Origin of the sequence: Streptomyces sp. CBMA156 (assembly GCF_014596515.1) — a bacterium.
Lineage (GTDB): Bacteria > Actinomycetota > Actinomycetes > Streptomycetales > Streptomycetaceae > Kitasatospora.
In genome coordinates, this window is sequence record NZ_MSJQ01000055.1 from 14,506 (window position 1) to 31,812 (window position 17,307).

Below are 17,307 nucleotides of genomic sequence, written 5' to 3' on the forward strand. Positions count from 1 at the left end.
CTACGGCAGGGGCTGCGGCGGGCGTGGGTACGGGCGGCTGCGGGCTCACTGGCCGAGCTCGTTGTCGAGGAGGTCGAACAGCTCGTCCGCGGTCACCGACTCCAGGGAGTCGGCCTCGTCCGTGCCGTCCGCCTCGGCCTGGGCTCCGGTCCACCGCGACATCACGGCCCGCAGTCGGGCGGTGATTCCGGAGCGCTCGTCGGTACCGGTGTCGGAACCGCCCGCGATCGCGGCCAGCAGCGACTCCAGCTTGTCGAGTTCCGAGTGGACGGACTGGGCCGCCGTCTCGTCCGTCGCCGTGCCGAGCTCCGCCGCCAGGTAGTCGGCCACACCGGCCGGGGCCGGGTAGTCGAAGATCAGCGTCGCCGGGAGGCGCAGTCCGGTCGCCTTGCCGAGCCCGTTGCGCAGCTCGATGGCGGTGAGCGAGTCGACGCCCAGCTCCAGGAAGCCGCGCTTCGGGTCGATGTCGTCCGCTCCCGCGAAGCCGAGGACGGCCGCGGTGTGGGACCGGACGAGGTCGAGCAGCAGGGCCCGCCGCTCCTCCGGCGCCAGGCCGGCCAGACGCTCCGCGAGGGTCTCCGTGCCCGCCGTCCCCGTCTGCTCCCCGGCCGCGGCGCGGCGGGCGGGGGTGCGGACGAGGGCCCGCAGCAGTGGCGGGACACCGGCCGTGGCGGCCTGCTGGCGGATGCCGGCCAGGTCCAGGCGGACGGGCACGAGGAGTGCCTGTCCTGAGGTCCAGGCGGCATCGAGCAGAGCGAGGCCCTCGGCGTCCGAGAGACCGTCGTGGCGGCGGCGGTCGGCCTCCGTGAGACCACCCGCCATGCCACCGCTCTGCTCCCACGCACCCCAGGCCAGCGACGTCGCCGGCAGACCCAGGGTGTGGCGGTGGGCCGCCAGGGCGTCCAGGAAGGTGTTCGCCGCCGCGTAGTTCGCCTGACCCGGGTTACCGAGCACACCGGCCGCGGAAGAGAACAGCACGAACGCCTTGAGATCCAGCTCGCGGGTCAGCTCGTGCAGGTTGAACGCCGCGTCCACCTTCGGACGCAGCACCGCCTCCAACCGCTCCGGAGTGAGCGAGTCGATGACGCCGTCGTCCAGCACACCGGCCGTGTGAACAACCGCGGTGAGCGGGTGCTCGGCCGGGACGGCCGAGATCAGCTTCTCCAGGGCGTCACAGTCGGCGGCATCGCACGCGGCGATCTCCACCGCGACGGCGCCCAGACCCATCAGCTCATCCGCCAACTCCTGCGCACCCTCAGCGGCCAGGCCACGACGACTGGTCAGAATGAGGTGGCGGACACCGTGCTCGGCGACCAGATGACGGGCGACCAGCGAACCCAGCGCGCCCGTACCGCCGGTGACCAGCACCGTCCCGGCCTCGTCCAGCTCGAACCCGCCCTCGACGACCGGCGTCCTGGTCAGACGCGGCACCACAACCTTGCCGTCGCCCAGCACCGCCTCCGGCTCACCGGACAGTGCCACCGCCGCCAGCCGCTCCCAGGCCGGCACCCCGTCCTCGACGTCCAGGAGCACGAGCCGCTCCGGGTTCTCCGCCTGAGCCGAACGCACCAGACCCCAGACGGGGGCGTTGACGAGATCCTCGGCCAGCGCACCGCGCGTCACGAACACCAGACGGGAGTCGGCGAAACGCTCCTCCCCCAGCCAGCCCTGCACCAGCTCCAGCGCCTCCCGGGCCGCGCGGTGAGCAGCACCCACCACGCCGTCGCCCTCGAACGGCGCCACCGGCACGAACACCAGCTCCGGCACCGACCCGGCCGCAGCCAGCTCCGCCAGACCCGCACCCGACTCCAGCACACTCCACGAAGCCTGGACCGACTCCGGAACCACAAGCTCCGACCACTCCAGCTGGAACAACGCCTCATGGAACGCCCGCCGCGCGGAAGCCAGTTGACCCGCATCCACCGGCCGCAGCATCAGCGAACCGACAGCCGCGACCGGGGCACCCGAGGAGTCGGCCACCGACAGCGTCACCGCGTCCGTACCCGCCGACGACACCTTCACCCGCAGGACGGACGCGCCCGTGGCGTACAGCGAGACCCCGTTCCACGAGAACGGCAGCCGCGCGGACTCCGACTCCGCCAGGAAGTCGCCCAGCGCGATGCCGTGCAACGCGGCATCCAGCAGCGCCGGGTGAAGACCGAAGCCGTCGACCGACGTGTCCTCGGGCAGCGCGATCTCCGCGAAGACGGCATCCTCGGCACGCCAAGCGGCCCGCAGGCCCTGGAACACCGGTCCGTACGCCAGGCCGGTGGCGGCGAGGCCCTCGTACAGGTCCTCGACGTCCACGGACTCGGCGCCCTTCGGGGGCCACACCGACAGGTCGAACGCCGGCTCAGTGGCGCCGGCCGCCAGGAAGCCGACCGCGTGCCGCGTCCACGGCTCCGTAGCTGCCGCGTCGTCCGGGCGGGAGTAGACCGCCACCGGACGGGAACCGTCGGCGTCGGCCGCCTCCACGGACACCCGCAGGGCGACTCCGCCCTGCTCGGGCAGAACGAGCGGGGCCTGGATGGTCAGTTCCTCGACCCGGCCGAAGCCCACCTGGTCGCCGGCGTGGATCGCCAGCTCCAGCAGACCCGTACCCGGCACCAGCACCGAACCCGACACTGCGTGGTCGGCAAGCCACGGGTGTGTCTGGACGGACACCCGGCCCGTCAGCAGCACGCCGTCCGAGTCCGGCAGAGCGATCGCCGCACCCAGCAGCGGGTGCCCCGTCACGGCCTGGCCCAGCCGGCTCGCGTCGCCCGCGGTGGAGGACGTGGCCTTCAGCCAGAAGTGCTCGTGCTGGAAGGCGTAGGTCGGCAGGTCGACCCGGCTCGCGCCGCGACCGGCGAACACCGCGTCCCAGTCCAGGACGACGCCACGGGCGTGCAGCCCGGTGACGGCCTGGGTGAAGGACAGCGCCTCCGGGCGGTCCTTGCGCAGGACCGGGGCGAACACCGAGTCCTCGGCGTCGGCCAGGACGCCCTGGGCCAGGGCCGACAGGGTGCCGTCGGGGCCCAGCTCCAGGAACCTGGTGACGCCCTGGGCCGCCAGGTAGGTGATGCCGTCGGCGAATCGGACCGCCTCACGGACGTGGCGCACCCAGTACTCGGGGGACGTCAGCTCGGTGGCGAGTTCACCCGTGACGTTGGAGACGACGGCGAACTTCGGCTCCGAGTAGGTGAGTTCGGACGCCACCGCGCGGAACTCGGCCAGCATTGGCTCCATCCGCGGCGAGTGGAACGCGTGGCTCACCCGCAGCTGACGACCCTTGCGGCCCTGCGCCTTCCAGTGCTCCAGCACCTCCAGCACCGCTGCCTCGTCACCCGAAACCACCACCGAGGAAGGACCGTTGACCGCAGCGACGGCGATCTCCGCCTCGCGGCCCACCAGCAGCGGCAGCACCTCCGCCTCGGTCGCCTCAACGGCAGCCATCGCACCACCGACGGGCAGCGCCTGCATCAGACGGCCACGCGCCTCGACCAGCTTCGCCGCATCCTCCAGGGACAACACACCCGCGACATGCGCAGCAGCGATCTCACCGACCGAGTGACCCACCAGGAAGTCGGGCTTCAAGCCCCACGACTCCACCAGACGGAACAGTGCGACCTCGATCGCGAACAGCGCCGCCTGTGTGTACGCGGTCTGATCCAGCAGCTCCGAAGCCTCGAACACCACGTCCTTCAACGGGAATTCGAACCTGGCACACACCTCGTCGAAGGCGGCGGCGAACACCGGGAACGCCGCGTACAGCTCACGCCCCATCCCCGTCCGCTGGCTGCCCTGCCCCGTGAACAGGAACGCCAGCTTCCCGTAGGCCGCGGTCTCCGCACCCGACTCACCAGCCGCCAGACCCGCGAGGCCCGCCAGCAGCTCGTCCCGGCTCGAACCCGACACCACCGCACGGTGGTCGAAGCGAGCCCGCGACACCGCCAGCGAGAAGCCGACGTCCACCGGCGACAACTCCGGCCGTCCCCCGACAAAGGAAGCCAGGCTCGCGGCCTGGTCGCGCAGCGCCGCCTCCGACTTGCCCGACACCACCCACGCGACAGGGGCAGCAACCGTCGCCCCATCGGCTTGGACGGCCTTCTCGGCGGGCGCCTGCTCCAGGATCACGTGCGCGTTGGTGCCGCTGATGCCGAAGGACGACACCGCCGCCCGGCGCGGACGCCCGAGCTCCGGCCAGTCCCGCGCCTCCGTGAGCAGCTCGACCGCGCCCGCCGACCAGTCGACGTGCGGGGTCGGCTCGTCCACGTGCAGGGTCTGCGGCAGCACACCGTTGCGCAGCGCCATCACCATCTTGATGATGCCCGCGACGCCGGCCGCGGCCTGGGTGTGGCCGAGGTTGGACTTCACCGAGCCCAGCCAGAGCGGCTCGCCCTCCTCGCGGCCCTGCCCGTACGTGGCGATCAGGGCCTGGGCCTCGATCGGGTCACCGAGCGTGGTGCCGGTGCCGTGCGCCTCGACCACGTCCACGTCGCCCGTGGACAGGCCCGCGTCGGCCAGGGCCTGGCGGATCACCCGCTGCTGCGAGGGACCGTTCGGCGCGGTCAGACCGTTCGACGCGCCGTCCTGGTTCACCGCCGAACCCCGCACCACCGCAAGCACCTTGTGCCCGTTGCGCTGCGCGTCCGACAGCCGCTCGACGAGCAGCATGCCGACACCCTCCGACCAGCCGGTACCGTCGGCCGCACCCGCGAAGGGCTTGCAGCGGCCGTTCAGCGCCAGGCCACGCTGGAGGGCGAAGCCGGCGAAGGTGTCCGGGGTGGACATGACCGTCACACCGCCGACCAGGGCCATCGAGCAGTCGCCGCGCCGCAGCGACTGGGTCGCCATCTGGAGCGCGACCAGCGAGGAGGAGCACGCCGTGTCGACGGTCACCGCCGGGCCCTCGAAGCCGAAGGTGTACGAGACGCGACCGGACACCACGCTGCTCGCGCTGCCGTTGCCGAGGAAGCCGGCCAGCTCCTCCGGGATCTCGGTGAGCCGGGAGGCCCAGTTGTGGTACATCACGCCGGCGAACACGCCGGTCTGGCTGCCGCGCACGGAGGCCGGGTCGATGCCGGCCCGCTCGAAGGTCTCCCAGGAGGCCTCCAGCAGCAGGCGCTGCTGCGGGTCCATGGCGAGCGCCTCGCGCGGCGAGATCCCGAAGAAGGTCGGGTCGAAGTCGGCCGCCTGCTGGAGGAAGCCGCCCTCCAGGAGGTAGTCGGACGCGGGACGGTCGGTGTCACCGTCGAACAGGCCGTCCAGGTCCCAGCCGCGGTCGGCCGGGAACGGCACGATGCCGTCGCCGCCGGCCAGCAGGAACTGCCACAGCCCTTCCGGCGAGGTGATCCCGCCCGGGTAGCGGCAGGCCATGCCGACGATCGCGATCGGCTCGTCGTCCAGGGCTGTCCGGACGGCCGTCGGCTCGACGACCTCGGGCTCCTCGCCCAGCACCTCACCGAGCAGGAACTCGGCGACGGACACCGCGTTCGGGTAGTCGAAGACCAGCGTCGCCGGCAGCCGCAGACCGGTCGCCGTCCCCAGCTGGTTGCGCAGCTCGACCGCCGTCAGCGAGTCGAAGCCCAGCTCCTTGAACGCCCGCTCCGGCTCGACGGCCGACGCGCCCTGGTGGCCCAGCACCCCGGCCACCTGGCCGCGCACCAGCTCCAGCAGCAGCGCCCGCCGCTCCTCGGCCGACAGGCCCGCCAGCCGCTGGGCCAGCGCGCCCGTCTCCGCCGTCGCCGCCTGGGCTGCCCGGCGCGAGGAGACCCGCACCAGGGACCGCATCAGCGGCGGCACGCCCACGGCCGGGGCCTGCGCCCGCACAGCGGCCAGGTCCAGCCGCATCGGCACCAGCAGCGCCCGGTCCGACACCCAGCCGGCGTCGAACAGCTCCAGGCCCTCGTCACTCGACAGACCGGCCAGCCCACCCCGGTTCATCCGGTTGAGGTTGGTGTCCCCGAGGTCGCCGGCCATGCCGCTCTGCTCCCAGGCGCCCCAGGCCAGCGAGGTCGCGGCCAGGCCCTGCGAGCGGCGGTGTTCCGCCAGCGCGTCCAGGAAGGTGTTGGCGGCGGCGTAGTTGCCCTGACCAGGGCTGCCCATCACACCGGCGACGGAGGAAAACAGCACGAACGCCGACAGGTCCAGCTCGCGGGTCAGCTCGTGCAGGTTGTGAGCCGCGTCCACCTTCGGACGCAGCACCGACTCCAGCCGCTCAGGCGTGAGCGAGCCGATCACGCCGTCGTCCAGCACACCGGCCGTGTGCACGACCGCGGTGAGCGGGTGCCCGGCGGGGACTGCGGCCAGCAGGGCGGCGAGCGCCTCTCGGTCGGCGGCGTCGCACGCGGCGACCTCCACCTCGGCCGCGCCCAACTCGACCAGCTTGTCCGCCAGTTCCCGCGCACCCTCGGCGGCCAGGCCGCGACGGCTGGTCAGAACGAGGCGGCGGACGCCGTGCTCGGTGACCAGGTGACGGGCCACCAGCGAACCCAGCGCGCCCGTACCGCCGGTGACCAGCACCGTCCCGCCCTCGGCGAGAGCGACCTCGGCCGCGTTCGCCTGGGAGGCGCGGACCAGCCGCGAGACGACGATCTCGCCGTCGCGCACCACCGCTTCCGTCTCGTCCGAGCCGAGGACGGACCAGAGCAGCCCCGGGGTCACCGACTCGTCGGCGTCCACCAGCACGAACCGGCCCGGGTTCTCCGACTGCGCCGTCCGCACCAGACCCCACACCGGAGCACCGGCCAGGTCATCGCCCAGCGCGCCACGGGTGACGAACACCAGACGGGAATCGGCGAAACGCTCCTCCGCCAGCCAGCCCTGCACCAGCTCCAGCGCCTCCAGCGCCGACCGGTGAGCAGCACCCACCACGTCAACGCCCTCGGACGACGCGACCGGCGCGAACACCACCTCCGGCACCGAACCGGCAGCGGCCAACTCCGCCAGACCCGCGTACCCAGTGCCACCGGCGAAGACACCCTCCGCCGCACCCAGCACCGCCCACGAACCGGCCCCGGCCGCCGGCAGCGCCAGCACCGACCAGTCCAGCCCGAACAACGCCTCGTGTGCCGTGTCGCGGCCCGCCGACTGCTGAGCGGCGAGCGGACGCAGGGCCATCGACGCGACGGCGGCGACCGGGGAGCCGGTCTCGTCGGCGGTCGCGATGGACACCGCGTCCGTGCCGGCGGGAGACAGCTTCACCCGCAGGACGGACGCGCCGGTGGCGTACAGGGACACCCCGCTCCAGGCGAACGGCAGCCACGAGCCCTCGGCGGTGGCCGTGTCCACGAACTCGCCCAGGGCCACGGCGTGCAGCGCGGCGTCCAACAGCGCCGGGTGAAGACCGAAACCGTCGACCGACACGCCCTCGGGCAGCACGATCTCCGCGAAGACGGCGTCATCGGCACGCCAGGCGGCGCGCAGGCCCCGGAACACCGGACCGTAGACCAGACCACCGGCGGCCAGACCCTCGTACAGGTCCTCCACCTCGACCGGCTGGGCGCCCTTCGGCGGCCACACCGACAGGTCGAACGCCGGCTCGGCGGCACCGGCCGCCAGGAGGCCGGCCGCGTGCCGCGTCCACGGCTCGTCGTTCTCGGCGCTGTCCGGCCGGGAGTAGACCGCGACCGGACGGAGTCCGTCGGCGCCGGCCGCCTCCACGGAGACCCGCAGGGCGATGCCGCCCTGCTCGGGCAGGACGAGCGGGGCCTGGAGCATCAGCTCCTCGACCTGGCCACAGCCGACCTGGTCGCCGGCGTGGATCGCCAGCTCCAGCAGACCCGTGCCCGGCACCAGGACCGAACCCGACACCGCGTGATCAGCAAGCCAGGCGTGCGACTGGAGCGACAGGCGGCCCGTCAGCAGGACGCCGTCCGAATCCGGCAGAGCGATCGCCGCACCCAGCAGCGGGTGACCGGTCTTCCCGAGGCCCAGGCTCGTCGCGTCGCCGGCCGCGGCGGTCGCGCGCAGCCAGTAGTGCTGGTGCTGGAAGGCGTACGTCGGCAGGTCGATGCGGCGCGCGCCGCGACCAGCGAAGACGCCGTCCCAGTCGAGCGCCGTGCCCCGGGTGTGCAGGCCGGTGACGGCCTGGGTGAAGGACAGCGCCTCCGGGCGGTCCTTGCGCAGGACCGGGGCGAAGTGGCCGTCCGTGATCTCCTGCGCCAGAGCCGACAGGGTGCCGTCCGGGCCCAGCTCCAGGAACTTGGTGACGCCCTGAGCGGCGAGGTGGGCGATGCCGTCGGCGAAGCGCACAGCCTGGCGGACGTGACGCACCCAGTACTCGGGCGACGTCAGCTCGGTGGCGAGTTCACCGGTCACGTTGGAGACCACCGCGAGCTTCGGCTCGGAGTAGCTCAACGTGGAGGCGACCGAACGGAATTCGGCCAGCATCGGCTCCATCCGCGGCGAGTGGAACGCGTGACTCACCCGCAGCTGACGACCCTTACGACCCTGCGCCTTCCAGTGCTCCAGCACCTCAAGCACCGCGGCCTCGTCACCCGAAACCACCACCGAGGAAGGCCCGTTGACCGCCGCCACGGCGATCTCCGCCTCACGGCCCGCCAGCAGCGGCAGCACCTCCGCCTCGGTCGCCTGGATCGCCGCCATCGCACCACCGGACGGCAGCGCCTGCATCAGCCGGCCACGCGCGGCCACCAGCTTCGCCGCATCCTCCAGCGACAGCACACCTGCCACGTGGGCGGCAGCGATCTCACCCACGGAGTGGCCCACCAGGAAGTCGGGCTTCAGACCCCAGGACTCCACCAGGCGGAACAGTGCGACCTCGATAGCGAACAGCGCCGCCTGCGTGTAGGCGGTCTGATCCAGCAGCTCCGAAGCCTCGAACACCACGTCCTTCAACGGGAATTCAAAGCGGGCACACACCTCATCGAAGGCGGCGGCAAAGATCGGGAAAGCTTCGTACAGCTCACGCCCCATCCCCGCCCGCTGGCTCCCCTGCCCCGTGAACAGGAACGCGAGCCCGCCGACCGAGGCGACCGCCCCGGCGGCGTCCCCGGCGGCCACCGCCGCGAGGCCCGCCAGCAGTTCGTCCCGGTCCGTACCGGAGACGACCGCCCGGTGCTCGAAGCGGGAGCGCGACACCGCCAGCGAGTACCCGACATCCGAGAGCGAAAGCTCCGCCCGCTCCCCGACGAAGGACGCCAGGCGCGCGGCCTGGTCCCGCAGCGCAGCCTCGGACTTGCCCGACAGCACCCAGGACACCGGAGCGTCGACCGTCACCTCGCCGGCCTGGACGGCCTTCTCGGCGGGCGCCTGCTCCAGCACCACATGCGCGTTGGTGCCGCTGATGCCGAAGGACGACACCGCCGCGCGGCGCGGACGTCCGACCGCCGGCCAGTCCCGCGCCTCCGTCAGCAGCTCGACCGCGCCCGCCGACCAGTCGACGTGCGGAGTCGGCTCGTCCACGTGCAGGGTCTGCGGCAGCACCCCGTTGCGCAGCGCCATCACCATCTTGATGATGCCCGCCGCACCGGCGGCCGCCTGGGTGTGGCCGAGGTTCGACTTCACCGAGCCCAGCCAGAGCGGCTCGCGGCCATCGCGCCCCTGGCCGTACGTGGCCAGCAGCGCCTGCGCCTCGATCGGGTCGCCCAGTCGGGTCCCCGTCCCGTGCGCCTCGACCACGTCCACGTCGCCCGTGGTCAGACCCGAGTCGGCCAGCGCCTGGCGGATCACCCGCTGCTGCGAGGGACCGTTCGGGGCGGTGAGGCCGTTGGACGCACCGTCCTGGTTGACGGCCGAACCCCGCACCACCGCAAGCACCTTGTGCCCGTTACGGCGCGCGTCGGAGAGCCGCTCGACGAGCAGCATGCCGACACCCTCCGACCAGGACGTGCCGTCGGCCGCGCCCGCGAAGGCCTTGATCCGGCCGTCGGAGGCCAGGCCGCGCTGGAGGGCGAAGTCGATGAAGGTGTCCGGGTTCGGCATGACGGTGACGCCGCCCGCGAGGGCGAGCGTGCACTCGCCGCGGCGCAGGGCCTGCGCCGCGAGGTGCAGGGTGACCAGCGAGGAGGAGCACGCCGTGTCGACCGTCACCGCCGGGCCTTCGAGGCCGAAGGTGTAGGAGACGCGCCCGGACACCACGCTGCTGGAGTTGCCGGTGCCGAGGAAGCCGCCGACACCGTCGGGGATCTCGGTGACCCGTGCCGCGTAGTTGTGGTACATCACGCCGGCGAACACGCCGGTCCGGCTGCCGCGCACCGACGCCGGGTCGATGCCGGCCCGCTCGAAGGCCTCCCAGGAGGCCTCCAGCAGCAGGCGCTGCTGCGGGTCCATGGCGAAGGCCTCGTGCGGCGAGATCCCGAAGAAGGCGGGGTCGAACTCGGCGGCCTCGTGCAGGAATCCACCGGCCAGCGCGTACGTGGTGCCGGGCTGGTCCGGGTCCTCGAGGAACTGCTCCTCGACGTTCCAGCCGCGGTCGGTCGGGAAGCGCGAGGTTCCGTCGCCGCCGGCCAGCAGGAACTGCCACAGCTCCTCCGGCGAGGTGATCCCGCCCGGGTAGCGGCAGGCCATGCCGACGATCGCGATCGGCTCGTCGTCCAGGGCTGTCCGGACGGCCGTCGGCTCGACGACCTCCGGCTCCTCGCCCAACACCTCACCGAGCAGGAACTCGGCGACGGACACCGCGTTCGGGTAGTCGAAGACCAGCGTCGCCGGCAGCCGCAGACCCGTCGCCGTTCCCAGCTGGTTGCGCAGCTCGACCGCCGTCAGCGAGTCGAAGCCCAGCTCCTTGAACGCCCGCTCCGGCTCGACGGCCGACGCACCCTGGTGGCCCAGCACCCCGGCCACCTGGCCGCGCACCAGCTCCAGCAGCAGCGCGCGGCGCTCCTCGGTCACCAGGCCGACGAGCCGCTGGGCCAGCGCACCCGTCTCGGCCGTCGTGGCCTGCGCCGTCCGGCGCGAGGAGAATCGCACCAGGGACCGCATCAGCGGCGGCACGCCCACGGCCGGGGCCTGCGCCCGCACAGCGGCCAGGTCCAGCCGCATCGGCACCAGCAGCGCCCGGTCCGACACCCAGCCGGCGTCGAACAGTTCCAGGCCCTCGTCACTCGACAGACCGGCCAGCCCGCCCCGGTTCATCCGGTTGACGTCGACGTCGTCCAGCTCGGCGGTCATGCCGCCGAACCGGGCCCACGGGCCCCAGGCCAGCGAGGTCGCGGCCAGGCCGAGCGAGCGGCGGTGCTCGGCCAGCGCGTCCAGGAAGGTGTTGGCGGCGGCGTAGTTGCCCTGGCCGGCGCTGCCCATCACACCGGCGACGGAGGAGAACAGCACGAAGGCGCTGAGCTCCAGGTCGCGGGTCAGCTCGTGGAGGTTGAACGCGGCGTCCACCTTCGGGCGCAGCACCGACTCCAGCCGCTCCGGGGTGAAGGAGCCGATCACACCGTCGTCCAGGACGCCGGCCGTGTGCACGACCGCCGTCAGCGGGCGGCGGTCGGCGATGGTGCCGAGCAGCTCCGCCAGGGCGTCGCGGTCGGCGGCGTCGCACGCGGCGACCTCCACCTCGGCGGCGCCCAACTCGACCAGCTCGTCCGCCAGTTCCCGCGCACCCTCGGCGGCCAGGCCGCGACGGCTGGTCAGGACCAGGTGACGGACGCCGTGCTCGGCGACCAGGTGACGGGCCACCAGCGAACCCAGCGCGCCCGTACCACCGGTGACCAGCACCGTGCCGGCCTCGTCCAGCTCGAACCCGCCCTCGATGACCGGCGTCCGGGTCAGGCGCGGCACGCGCACCGCGCCGTCGCGCACCACGGCCTCGGTCTCGTCCGAGCCGAGGACGGACCAGAGCAGCCCCGGGGTCACCGACGCGTCGGCGTCCACCAGCACGAACCGGCCCGGGTTCTCCGACTGCGCCGTCCGCACCAGACCCCACACCGGAGCACCGGCCAGGTCATCGCCCAGCGCACCACGCGTCACGAACACCAGACGGGAGCCGGCGAAACGCTCCTCCGCCAGCCAGCCCTGCACCAGCTCCAGCGCCTCCAGCGCCGACCGGTGCGCAGCGCCCACCACGTCAACGCCCTCGGACGACGCGACCGGCGCGAACACCACCTCCGGCACCGAACCGGCCCCAGCCAGCTCCGCCAGACCCGCGTACCCAGTGCCACCGGCGAAGACACCCTCCGCCGCACCCAGCACCGCCCACGAACCCGCACCGGCCACCGGCAGCGCCAGCACCGACCAGTCCAGCCCGAACAACGCCTCGTGCATCGCCTCACGGCCCGCCGACAGCTGCTCGGCCGTGATCCGGCGGAAGACCAGGGAGTCGGTCGAGGCGACCGGGCTGCCGGTGCCGTCGGCCATCACCAGGGAGACACCGTCCTGGCCGGACGGCGTCAACCGGATGCGCAGCAGCGACGCACCGGTGGCGTGCAGGGAGACACCGTTCCAGGCGAACGGCAGACCCGTCCCCTCGCCGTCCTCGGCGTCCGCGCCACGGGCGGTGCCCAGGGCGGCGGCGTGCAGGGCGGCGTCGAAGAGGGCCGGGTGAACACCGAAGCCGTCGACCGGGACGCCCTCGGGCAGTTCGACCTCGGCGTACACGGCGTCCTCGGCACGCCAGGCGGCGCGCAGGCCCCGGAACACCGGGCCATAGACCAGACCGGTGGCAGCGAGGCCCTCGTACAGGTCGTCGACCTCGACCGGTTGGGCGCCCTTCGGCGGCCACACCGACAGGTCGAACGCCGGCTCGGCGGCACCGGCCGCCAGGAAGCCGGCCGCGTGCCGCGTCCACGGCTCCACGGTGTCCGCCTCGTCCGGGCGGGAGTAGACGGCCACGGGGCGGCGGCCCAGCGCGTCCGCCGCTTCGACGATCACCCGCAGCACCAGGGCGCCGCGCTCGGCGAGGACCAGCGGGGCCTGGAGCATCAGCTCCTCGACCTGGCCGCAACCGACCTGGTCACCGGCGTGGATCGCCAGCTCCACCAGGCCGGTGCCCGGCAGCACGGCCGAGCCCATCACCAGGTGGTCGGCGATCCACGGGTGCGACTGGAGGGAGAGCCGGCCGGTGAGGACCAGCGTGTCCGACTCCGGCAGAGCGACCGCGGCGCTCAGCATCGGGTGGCCGATCGCCACCTGGCCCAGCACGGAGACGTCGCTCGCCGGAGCGCCCATCTCCAGCCAGAAGTGCTGGTGCTGGAAGGCGTACGTCGGCAGGTCGATGCGGCGCGCGCCGCGACCGGCGAACACGCCGTCCCAGTCCAGCTCGGCGCCACGGGCGTGCAGACCGGTGACGGCCTGGGTGAAGGACAGTGCCTCCGGCCGGTCCTTGCGCAGGACCGGGGCGAAGTGGCCCTCCGTGATCTCCTGCGCCAGAGCCGACAGAGTGCCGTCCGGGCCCAGCTCCAGGAACTTCTTCACTCCCTGCCCGGCGAGGTACGCGACGCCATCGGCGAAACGGACAGCCTGACGGACGTGGCGCACCCAGTACTCGGGCGACGTCAGCTCGGTCGCCGGCTCACCGGTCACATTGGAGACCACCGCGAGCTTCGGCTCGGAGTAGCTCAACTCAGAGGCGACCGAACGGAATTCGGCCAGCATCGGCTCCATCCGCGGCGAGTGGAACGCGTGACTCACCCGCAGCTGACGACCCTTACGGCCCTCGCTCTTCCAGTGCTCCAGCACCTCCAGCACGGCGGCCTCGTCGCCCGAAACCACCACCGACGTCGGCCCGTTGACCGCCGCCACGGCGATCTCCGCCTCACGGCCCGCAAGCAGCGGCAGCACCTCGGCCTCGGTCGCCTGGATCGCCGCCATCGCACCACCGGACGGCAGCGCCTGCATCAGCCGGCCACGCGCGGCCACCAGCTTCGCCGCGTCCTCCAGCGACAGCACACCTGCCACGTGGGCAGCGGCGATCTCACCGACCGAGTGACCGACCAGGAAGTCCGGCTTCAGACCCCAGGACTCCACCAGACGGAACAGCGACACCTCGACGGCGAACAGCGCCGCCTGGGTGTACGCGGTCTGGTCCAGCAGCTCCGACCCGTCGAAGACCAGGTCCTTCAGCGGCACGTCCAGGTGGGCGTCCAGGTGCGCGCCGACCTCGTCGAAGGCCGCCGCGAACACCGGGAAGGCGTCGTACAGCTCCCGGCCCATCCCGGCCCGCTGGCTGCCCTGCCCGGTGAACAGGAACGCGAGCTTGCCGCGGCTCACCGAGCCGCCGGGCACCTCGCCGCTCGCCAGGCCTGCCAGCCCGGCCAGCAGCTCCTCCCGGTTCGCACCCGAGACGACCGCCCGGTACTCGAAGCGGGAGCGCGACAGCGCCAGCGAGTAGCCGACGTCCGTGAGCGGCAGCTCCGGGCGGGCCCCGACGAACGACGCCAGGTTCGCGGCCTGGTCGCGCAGCGCCGCCTCGGACTTGCCCGACACCACCCACGACACCGGAGCGGTGACGGTCGCCTCGACGGCCTCCGCCGGCTCCTCCGCCGGAGCCTGCTCGATGATGGTGTGCACGTTGGTGCCGCTGACGCCGAAGGAGGAGACCGCCGCGCGGCGCGGGCGGCCGAGCGCGGGCCACTCGCGGTTCTCGGTGAGCAGCTCGACCGAGCCCGCCGACCAGTCGACGTGCGGGGTCGGCTCGTCCACGTGCAGGGTCTGCGGGAGGACGCCCTCCTGCATCGCCATGACCATCTTGATCACACCGGCGACACCGGCCGCCGTCTGGGTGTGGCCGATGTTGGACTTGATCGAGCCGAGCCAGAGCGGCTCGGCGCCCTCGCGGCCCTGCCCGTAGGTGGCGATCAGGGCCTGGGCCTCGATCGGGTCGCCCAGGCGGGTGCCGGTGCCGTGCGCCTCGACCACGTCCACGTCGCCCGTGGTCAGCCCGGCACCGGCCAGCGCCTGGCGGATGACGCGCTGCTGCGAGGGACCGTTCGGGGCGGTCAGGCCGTTGGAAGCGCCGTCCTGGTTGACGGCCGAACCGCGCACCACCGCAAGGACCTTGTGGCCCCTGGCCTGCGCGTCCGACAGCCGCTCCAGCACGAGCAGGCCGGCGCCCTCGGACCAGCCGGTGCCGTCGGCCGCGCCCGCGAAGGCCTTGCAGCGGCCGTCGCCTGAGAGGCCGCGCTGGCGGCTGAACTCGACGAAGGCGCCGGGGGTGGCCATGACGGTGATGCCGCCCGCGAGGGCCATGTCGCACTCGCCCTGGCGCAGCGACTGCGCGGCGAGGTGCAGGGCGACCAGCGAGGAGGAGCAGGCCGTGTCGACGGTGACCGCCGGGCCCTCCAGGCCCAGGGTGTACGAGACGCGGCCGGAGATGACCGACGACTGGGTGCCGGTGAGGAAGTAGCCCTCGGTGCCCTCGGGGGCGTCGGCGTCGATGCCGTAGCCCTGCGAGCCGGCGCCGATGAAGACACCGCCCTGGGTGCCGTGCAGCGACAGCGGGTCGATGCCCGCGCGCTCCAGCGCCTCCCACGCGGCCTCCAGCAGCAGGCGCTGCTGCGGGTCCATGGCCAGCGCCTCGCGCGGCGAGATCCCGAAGAAGCCGGCGTCGAAGCCGCCCGCGCCGTCGATGAACCCGCCCTCGTAGGCGTAGGTGGTGCCGGTCGCCTCCGGGTCCGGGTCGTACAGGTCGTCGATGGGCCAGCCGCGGTCGGTCGGGAACGGCGTGATCGCGTCGCGGCCGTCCAGGACGAGCCGCCACAGCTCCTCGGGGGTGTCGACGCCGCCCGGGTAGCGGCAGCTCATGGCGACGATGGCGATGGGCTCGTCGGCGGTGAGCGCGGTGGCGACGGCGGGCAGCGCGACGGCGGTGTCGGCGCCGACCAGCTCGGTGCGGATGTGGTCGGCGACGGCGGTGGCGGTCGGGTAGTCGAAGACCAGCGTGGTCGGCATCCTGAGCCCGGTGGCGCCGTTGAGGCGGTTGCGGATGTCGACGGCGGTGAGCGAGTCGAAGCCGAGTTCGCGGAACGCGGCGCCGGGCTCGATGGCGGAGGCCTCGGCGTGGCCGAGGGCGGCGGCGGCCTGGGCCCGCACGAGTTCCAGGACGACGGCGTGCTGCTCGGCCGTGCCCAGGCCGGCCAGCCGCCGCGCGAGGGCGTTGCCGCCGGTGGCGGCGGTCGGGGCCGGGGCCTCGGCGGCGTCCAGGACGCGCCGGACCTCGGGCAGGCCGCCGATGAGCGGGCGCTGCCGGACGGCGGAGTAGGCGGGCGCGAAGCGCTCCCAGTCCATGTCGGCGACGGAGACGTTGGTCTCCTCGTGCTCGACGGCCTGGACGAGGGCGGAGACCGCGAGTTCGGGGCTCATCCGCTTGAGGCCGACGCGCAGCATCGCCTCCTCGTCGCCGTCGGTGCCCATGCCGCCGCCGCCCCAGAGTCCCCAGGCGATGGAGGTGGCGGTACGGCCCTTGGCCCGGCGCTGCTCGGCGAAGGCGTCCAGGAAGGAGTTGCCGGCCGCGTAGGCGCCCTGGTCCGCGCCGCCCCAGACGGCGGCGTTGGACGAGAAGAGCACGAAGGCGTCCAGGGGGCGGTCGCCGAGCAGGTCGTCCAGGTGGGTGGCGCCGGCGGCCTTGGCGGCGACGATCCGGGCGGCCTCGCCCAGGTCGGTGGTCATCAGCGCGCCGGTGTCGCCGACGCCGGCGGCGTGGACGACCGCGGTGAGCGGCAGGGTGCCGGCCTCCGCGTCGATCCGCTCCAGGACGGCGGCCAGCGCCTCGCGGTCGCCCGCGTCGCACGCCGCGAAGGTGACCCGGGCGCCGGACTCGGCGAGTTCCGCGGCCAGTTCGCCCGCGCCGGGGGCCCGGTCGCCGCGCCTGCTGGTGAGCACCAGGTGCTCGGCGCCGTTGGCGGCCGCCCAGCGGGCGACGTGGCCGCCGAGGGCGCCGGTGCCACCGGTGATCAGGATCGTGCCGCGCGGCGTCCACGAGCCGCCCGCCTGGTCGGCGAGCGAGGAGCGGACGAGGCGGCGGCCGAACACGCCGGTCGCGCGGACCGCGAGCTCGTCCTCCCCGCCCTGGCCTGACAGCACGTCGGCGAGGCGGGTGACGGCACGGTCGTCGACGGTGCCGGGCAGGTCGACCAGGCCGCCCCAGCGGTTCGGGTGCTCCAGGCCGGCCACCCGGCCGAGGCCCCAGACCTGCGCCTGCGCGGGGTCGGCGGCGAGGTCGGAGCGGCCGACGGAGATGCCGCCGCGGGTGGCGAGCCAGAGCGGGGCCTCGACGGCCGCGTCGCCGAGTGCCTGGACGAGGGTGAGCGTCCCGGCGAGCCCGGCGGGCACGAAGGGGTGGGCGGCGTGCGGGGCGGCGTCGAAGCCGAGCAGCGACAGCACGCCGTTCGGCGGGGTGTCACCGGCCGCCGCGCGGATCCGCGCGGC

1 protein-coding gene is annotated in these 17,307 nt (G+C 73.6%); it reads right to left on the minus strand.

Annotated elements, in window-relative coordinates; translation table 11 throughout:
* Nucleotides 1-45 precede the first annotated feature (45 nt).
* A partial coding sequence (locus tag BU198_RS04075; protein ID WP_188295437.1) for a type I polyketide synthase occupies nt 46-17,307 on the minus strand: 17,262 nt, incomplete at its 5' end.